The sequence below is a fragment of the Kitasatospora sp. NPDC057512 genome (genome assembly GCF_042802135.1).
Lineage (GTDB): Bacteria > Actinomycetota > Actinomycetes > Streptomycetales > Streptomycetaceae > Kitasatospora.
On the sequence record NZ_JBHVET010000454.1, the window covers coordinates 1 to 7,088 of the forward strand.

Genomic DNA, 7,088 nt, shown 5'->3' on the forward strand with positions numbered 1-7,088 from the left:
GAGCTGCCGACCGTCCGCCCGATCACGCCGGACACGCCCAGGCCGCAGAGGAACCCCGCCGAGCCGAAGTAGCGGACGCTCCCGTAGTCGACCTGCCCGTTCGCCGCGCCGATGGTCGCGAGGGTCTCGCTCAACGGCATCAGCAGGGGGTAGCTGATGCCGACGAGGACCGACACCACCATCATCGAAGCGAACTGAGGGTGCGTCAGGTAGAGCGGGCTGAGCGCCGTCGCCGTCCAGGCGATCAGTCGCGACAGTCTCCGGAGCGGGACCGTCCGGCAGAGCACCGGGAAGACGACGGCGATGGAGACCGAGCGCGACAGCAGACCGGCGGTGATGATCGCGGTGACTTCCGTCGGTCCGAAACCGGAAGCGAGCAGCCAGACCCCCCAGTAGGAGAGGTACGAGCTCCAGGTCAGGAAGAACAGGAAGAACCTGGCCGACAGCCACACTCGGAACGACATCTCAAGCTGCTCCTACACGTGCTCAGTTGCCCGTGGCCGGTTGGGCGACAGCCTTGGCGACCGTCAGTGCCGCCCGCTCGCACTGCTGTTTGTCGACGTCCAAGTGGGCCACCAGGCGGACCGTTTGCGGTCCCATCACCGAGACCCTAACGCCGGACGCCGCGCAGAGTTCCTGCACCCCCGCCGCATCGGGCACCTCCACGAACACCAGGTTGGTCTGCGGCTCCCGGACGTCCAGTCCGGCGTCGCGCAGCAGACCGGCGATCAGGGCCGCGTTCGCGTGGTCCTCGGCCATCCGCCCGATGTTGTGCTCGAAGGCGTGGATGGCGGCGGCGGCCAGGATCCCGGTCTGCCGCATGGAGCCGCCCATCCGGTGCCGCATGACCCGGGCCTCCTCCACACGGTCGGCGTCGAGGAGCAGCACGGTGCCGGCGGGTGCGCCGAGCCCCTTGGAGAAGCAGAGGGACAGCGTGTCGAAACAGGCTCCGTAGGCCTCGAAGGGGACGCCGCTGGCGACGTGGGCGTTCCAGATCCGGGCGCCGTCGCAGTGCACCGTGACCCCGGCCTCGCGGGTGACCCGCCGGATCTCCTCCAGCGCGGCCAGCGGGTACACCACGCCGCCGGCGGCGTTGTGGGTGTTCTCCACCGCCACCGCCCGGGTCCCGCTGCCGTAGGCGGTGGCGGGACGGATCATCCGGGCGAGCACCTCCGGGTCGATCAGCCCGTCCTCGGAGACCGTCGTCCGGGTCAGGATCCCGCCGTGCCAGGCGACTCCCCCGTCCTCGTAGAGGAGGAAGTGCGCGCCGGCGTCGGCCAGCAGCTCCTGCCCCGGCGGCACCAGCAGCCGGAGCGCGAGCTGGTTGGCCATGACCCCGCTGGGCAGGAACAGCGCGCCGGTGAACCCGAAGGCGTCGGCGAGCATCCGTTCCAGCCGGATCACCGTGGGGTCGTCGCCGAGGGTGTCGTCACCGACCTCGGCGGCGGCCATGGCGGCTCGCATGGCCGCGCTGGGCCTGGTGACGGTGTCGCTCCGCAGGTCGATGGTCTGGCTGGTCACGGCGCTCCCTGGGGGTCGGGTGCCGGGCGGACGGCCGGGCCCCCGGTGAGGGCGCCGAGGCTGTCCGTCAGGCAGTCGAAGAAGAGGTCCGGGTGGTCCCGGAAGTAGAAGTGGCCGCCCGGAAGGATCCGGACGTCGGACGGGCCGGTGGTGTGCCGGCCCCACTCGCGCAGCCTGCTCTCGTCCTCCCAGTCGTCGGTGGCGCCGAGCGCGAGGACGGGGCAGCCCAGCGGGGCGGTCGGGACGTGCCGGTAGGTCGCGACGACGGTCAGGTCCGCGTGCAGGTTGGCCAGGTACAGCTCGCGCATCCGCACGTCGTTCCCGAGTTCCGGCGGCAGCGGCCCGTACCGCTCCTCGACCCGGGGGACGAAGTCGACGCCGTCGAGGAGGTGGAGCGGCAGTCCGGGGCGGTGCAGGTGCGGGGGGCCGTTCACGGACACGATGAGCTGCTCCGGCTCCGGGCGCCCGAGCGCCCTCAGCGCGACGGCCGTCTCGTAGGCGACGATCGCGCCGAGGCTGTGCCCGAGGAAGGCGTACGGGCCGGAGAACTCGGCCTGCTCCGTCAACGCGCCGACCAGTTCCCTCATGTCGGTCATGGCCGGCTCGCGCATCCTGCTTCCGCGGCCCGGGAGTTGGACCCCCCACACCTCGACCTCGGCGGGGAGCCGGTCCGCCCAGCGCAGGTACTCGCCGGGCGAACCGCCGCTGTGCGGGAAGCAGTAGAGGCGCAGGGCGGCGTCGGGTCGACGCTGACGGCACATCAGCCAACGGGGTGCTGCCACGGTCGTCCCCACCTCCTTCCGTCGGTCAGTTCTTCTGCAGCAGCGTGTCGTGGGCCAGCTCGTCGATCGCGCCGTGGTCCACCTTGCCGTTGGGCAGCACGGGCAGCCGGGGCAGCGCCACGATGCGGCTCGGTACGGCGACGGCCGGCAGGCGTTCGATGAGGTGTGCCCGGAGGCTGCGCCGGTCGACCTCCCCGGTCGTCGAGCTGACGAAGCCGACCACCTTCTTCCGCCCCTGGACGGTGCAGACGCCGACCGCGGCCGCCGCCACGTCCCGGTGGGTGCGCAGCGCCTGCTCGATCTCGGAGCGGTCGACGCGCATCCCGCCGAGTTTGAGCTGGTGGTCGGCCCGGCCGTGGAAGCGCAGTTCGGCCCCGGCGGTGACGGACACGATGTCCCCCGTGCGGTAGAGCTCGCGGGCCGGCTCGGCGAGGCCCGGTCCGCCGATGTGGAGCTCCCCGGGCTCCCCGGGCGGTACGGCGGCGCCGTCGGCGGAGCGGACGTAGAGGCTCGCCCCGGGGACGGCGCCGCCGATCGGCACGTCCGGGAGGTCCGCGTCCGCCGGGGTGCACTCGTGGACCGCGCTCCACACCGTGCACTCCGTCGGACCGTACTCGTTGTAGAGCCGGGTGCGGGGCAGCGCTTCGAAGTGCTGCCGGACCAGGTCGGGCGGGCAGGCCTCGCCGGCGACGATCACCGTCGAGAGCGTGTCGGCCCGCTCGGCGAGGCCGCCGCGCAGGGCGATGTCGTAGAGCGACGGGAGCATGAGCAGGTGCGACGCCCGGTACTCCCGCGCGGCCCGGCCGACGGCCAGCAGGTCCGCCGGGCGGTCGCTCGGGATGACCAGTCGGCCGCCGCAGGCCAGCGTCCAGTAGATGCCGGCGACCGAGCTGTCGAAGGAGATCGACGAGCAGAGCAGGAAGGTCGAGACCGGCGTCGGGTAGTACGCGAGTCTGGCCGCGGTCGAGGCCGCCAGCGCGGCGGCGGAGATCGTGACGCCCTTCGGCCGGCCGGTCGACCCGCTGGTGAAGCAGGTGTACGCCAGGGTGCCGCGGACGGTCTCGCCCCGGGGACCGTCGGTGTCGGCCGGCACCGATCGGAGGCCGTCGAGCCGGACGTCCAGCCCCGGCTCCGACACCGCGAGCCGCGCGCCGCTCGCCTCCGCGATGTAGCGCTGCCTGGCGACCGGGAACCCCGCGTCCACGGGGACGTACCGGGCTCCGGCCCGCAGCACCCCGAGCATGGCGACGACCGCCCAGCGCGACAGCCGCGCGTGCACGACGACCGGGCTGTCGGGCTCCACCCCGGCGGCCCGCAGCGCGGTGGCGACCACGGCGGACCGCTCGTCCAGCTCGGCGTGGTCGAGCGATCCCTCGGCGTCCACGACCGCCGCGCCCCGGCCCCGGAACGGCTCGACCAGGTCGAGGATGTGCGGCGGGGCGTGGAGCGGCACGACCGGCAGGTCCGGTACCCAGTGGGTCATCCGCCTCAGCCCTTCACCGTGGCCCTGCGGGGCACGCCCGCGACGGGCACCCGCTTGAAGCCGGCCAGGAACGTCGAGTGCATCCGCTCGATCTCGCCGACCACCTCGATCGAGGAGAACGTCGCGAACAGCTCGGTGAACAGCAGGCGCAGGGCCAGCCGGGCGAGGTGCGAGCCGACGCAGTAGTGGTGGCCGACACCGAAGGCGAGGTGCCGGTTGGGGCGGCGCCGGATGTCGAACACGTCGGGGTCGGGGAAGACCTCGGCGTCCCGGTTGGCCGAGGCGAGGTAGGCGACCACGGCGTCGCCCTCGGCGATCCGCACGCCGGAGAGTTCGACCGGCTGGAGCGCGTAGCGCATGAAGTTGCTGGCCGGCGTGGCCCAGCGCAGGGCCTCCTCGATGCCGGAGTCCAGCAGCTCCGGGTGCGAGGCCCAGTCCTCGTACCGCGGGCTGCCGGCCAGTTCGACGATCGCGGCGATCGGCACGTGCGGCAGGGTTCCGGCGGAACCCAGCAGCATGCTGTAGCAGTTGGAGATCACCGAACCGGTCGAGATGGGCTCGCCGTCCACCTCGGTCTCGGCCAGCACGCTGATCAGGTCGTCGCCGGGGTTCCGCAGCCGGGCCCGGACCAGGTCCGAGAAGTAGGCGAAGATCTCCCGGTGGCCGCGCTTGAGGGTCGGCTCCACTCCGCCCGGCAACTGGAACTCGGGGTCCTCCTCCGCCGTCGACATCATGGCCAGGCGGATGAGGCGCTCGTGGTCCTCGGCGGGCAGCCCGAGGATGGGGCTGAGGGCGACCAGGGGCAGCCGGGCCATCGCGACCGCGAAGTCGAAGGGCTGTCCGTCGGCCCCGGGGGCGAGCAGGTCACGGATGCCGGCCTGGATCCGGTCGGAGAACGAGGCGAGCGGCTTGACGGCGAGGGCCTGCTTGAGCGGGATCCGCGCCCGGTCGTGGTGCGGCGGGTCGGTCGCCGCCAGCTGCTTCCCGGCCGCCGGGTCGCCGCGGCCGAGCAGGTTGAGCAGGGTGCCCCGCTCCGAGGTGAAGGCGGAGTAGTCGTGCAGCACCCGCTCGACGTCGGCGTACCGGGTGACGACCCAGTAGCCGCCACCACGGCCGGAGTTCGGCTGCCAGTGGACCGGGTCGTGTGCGCGGAGGCGGCGCCAGACCTCGTGCGGTTCACCCTGGGAGTAGAGCGCGGGATCGGTGAGGTCTCCTGCCGTGCCGGTGCTCACTGCCGGCCTCCCGGGTACGCCTCGGCCGTGCCGGGCGGGGCCGCCGCCACCGCCTCTTCGATCACCTGGGTCAACTCCGCGATCGTGGGCGACAGGAAGAGGGTCGTGGCCGACACCTCCACCCCGAATTCCCGGTCGATGTCCCCCTGCAGTTCCGCGGCGGTCAGCGAGTCGCCGCCGAGTTCGAAGAAGTCCTCGTCCAGGCCGATCGACGAGATCTCCAGCCGGGCGGCCCATAATTGTGTGAGCCGCTCCTGGACCGACGTCTGCTGTGCTGTTTCCACTGCCACGAGCAACTCCCTTACGCGTCGAACGAATAGACCGAGAAGAGAGGCACGCTCACGCGCGACCTTCCCTTCAGGAACGACTTCTCGATCAGGCACGTGATTCCGACCACCGTGGCGCCCAGTTCCTCGAGCATTTCCACGGCGGCCGCCACCGAGTTCCCGGTGGCGACGATGTCGTCATGGATGAGGACCCGGGCACCGGGCGGCACCAGGTCCTTGCGAATCTCGATCCGGTCGGTCGAGTATTCACCGGAGAACGTCCGGCCCACCGTCTCGCCCGGCAGCTTCCCCTCTTTGCGAATGGCCAGGAAGCCGCAGCCCAGGCGGTCCGCCAGGGCCCCACCGAGGATGAAGCCGCGCGCGTCTATGCCGGCGACGTAGTCCGGGGCGAGTGGAGTCGACCACTCCGTGAGGCCTTCGAGTGCCGCACCGAAGGACTCCCGGCTGGCCAGGACGGGCATGACGTCGCGAAACGCCACGCCGGCCCGGAAGTCCTCGAACACTGGAACCGTTGATTCGCCGTCCCGCTGATGACCGGTCTTCATGAGTCCTCCTTGCTGCCGTACGACAGTGAAAGGTCCCGGCGGGCGCTCGAGCGCGTGAGCACACGGACACGCGGGCATGCCGGGAAAGGCCTACTACTGAAAGTGGTTCCGGATTTCCGTGGTGAGGGGGGACGATCCGCCATCATGCCGAAGCGGCCGATGCGCCTGCCCGGGGAAAAGGCTCTCCTGCGCCGGAAATCTCATCGGCGGGCTCTTCCAGAGCCGGGAGCCCCCTGGGCACGATCAGGCAGCCCGTGGCAGTCGGATCACTGGTCGACACCAGAACTTCATCGGCAAACACAGCCCCCCGGTTGATTCCGCGACGCTAGCTGGCGTGTTCATGACGCTACAGACGAAGCTACATCGCGGGCGACCCCTCGGCAAGATCGCCTGGTCTTTCATCCAGAAGGAAACAGCAATTGACAGTGAGTCAGGTCGGAAATGCCCTGACCGCACCGGCATTGGCGTCGAAATCATCAGGTCTGCCGGGTTGCGGGCGATTTGCCGGAGTCGGCCGTCGACGACTCCCCCCGCGCGCCCGACGGGAACCCGACCCGCCGCCGACGCTCGGGACTTCAGGTCTGACGAAGTCTCAAACTTGCTTCACCACAAGGTTGGGCCGGATCATTGCTGCCATGAACACGACCGAGATCAACGCATCCCCCGCACCCGCACTGACCATAGGGTTCGACCTCGACATGACGCTGGCCGACGGCCGGCCGGGCATCAAGGCGGTGCTGGACATGGTGGCGGCCGAGACGGGGGTCGCCATCGACAGCGACCTGGCGATCACCCGCGTCGGCCCGCCGATCGAGGAGGAGCTGGCCCACTGGTTCCCCGCCGACGAGGTGGACACGGCCGCCGACCGGTACCGGGCGCTGTTCCCCGAGTACGGCGCCCCGGTGGGCGAGTTGCTGCCCGGCGCGCTGGAGGCGATCGCCGCCGTCCACCGGCACGGCGGTCGGACGATCGTCGTCACCGGCAAGTTCGAGCCCAACGCCCGACTGAACCTCGCCGCGCTCGGCATCAAGGTCGACGACGTCTTCGGCTCGGTCTTCGCCGACCGCAAGGGCGCCGTCCTGCGGGAGCAGGGTGCCTCCGTCTACGTCGGCGACCACCTCGGCGACATCACCGGGGCGCGGGCCGGCGGCGCCCTCGCGGTGACCGTGGCCACCGGGCCGTTCTCCGCGGACCAACTGCGCGAGGCGGGTGCCGATGTCGTCCTGAAGGACCTGACC

Annotated in this window: 8 protein-coding genes; 1 reads left to right on the plus strand and 7 read right to left on the minus strand. The window is 71.3% G+C overall.

Annotated elements, in window-relative coordinates; translation table 11 throughout:
• The 7 genes from ACFU6K_RS25935 to ACFU6K_RS25965 all read right to left on the minus strand — a co-directional run.
• Positions 1-464, minus strand: a 464-nt coding sequence (locus ACFU6K_RS25935) for an MFS transporter (protein ID WP_380666863.1), incomplete at its 3' end; no start/stop codon positions are given.
• A 22-nt stretch (positions 465-486) separates the two neighbouring features.
• Positions 487-1,521, minus strand: coding sequence for a threonine aldolase family protein (locus ACFU6K_RS25940; RefSeq protein WP_380666865.1), 1,035 nt, complete (start codon positions 1,519-1,521; stop codon positions 487-489).
• A complete protein-coding gene (locus ACFU6K_RS25945) occupies positions 1,518-2,303 on the minus strand; it encodes a thioesterase II family protein (protein WP_380666867.1) in 786 nt (261 codons plus the stop codon). Before ACFU6K_RS25945 ends, ACFU6K_RS25940 begins: the two co-directional genes overlap by 4 nt.
• Before the next feature lie 25 nt (positions 2,304-2,328).
• A complete protein-coding gene (locus ACFU6K_RS25950; RefSeq protein WP_380666869.1) occupies positions 2,329-3,786 on the minus strand; it encodes an amino acid adenylation domain-containing protein in 1,458 nt (485 codons plus the stop codon).
• A 5-nt stretch (positions 3,787-3,791) separates the two neighbouring features.
• Entirely contained in the window at positions 3,792-5,018 is a 1,227-nt protein-coding gene (locus ACFU6K_RS25955) for a cytochrome P450 (protein ID WP_380666871.1), read from the minus strand.
• A complete protein-coding gene (locus ACFU6K_RS25960; protein WP_380666873.1) occupies positions 5,015-5,308 on the minus strand; it encodes an acyl carrier protein in 294 nt (97 codons plus the stop codon). The genes ACFU6K_RS25955 and ACFU6K_RS25960 overlap by 4 nt, the downstream gene beginning before the upstream one ends.
• Before the next feature lie 11 nt (positions 5,309-5,319).
• Positions 5,320-5,850, minus strand: a complete 531-nt coding sequence (locus ACFU6K_RS25965; protein WP_380666875.1) for an adenine phosphoribosyltransferase — start codon at positions 5,848-5,850, stop codon at positions 5,320-5,322.
• Between the two features lie 635 nt (positions 5,851-6,485).
• Between ACFU6K_RS25965 and ACFU6K_RS25970 the strand changes: the two genes are divergently transcribed.
• On the plus strand, positions 6,486-7,088 hold a 603-nt coding region (locus tag ACFU6K_RS25970; RefSeq protein WP_380666877.1), incomplete at its 3' end, for an HAD family hydrolase.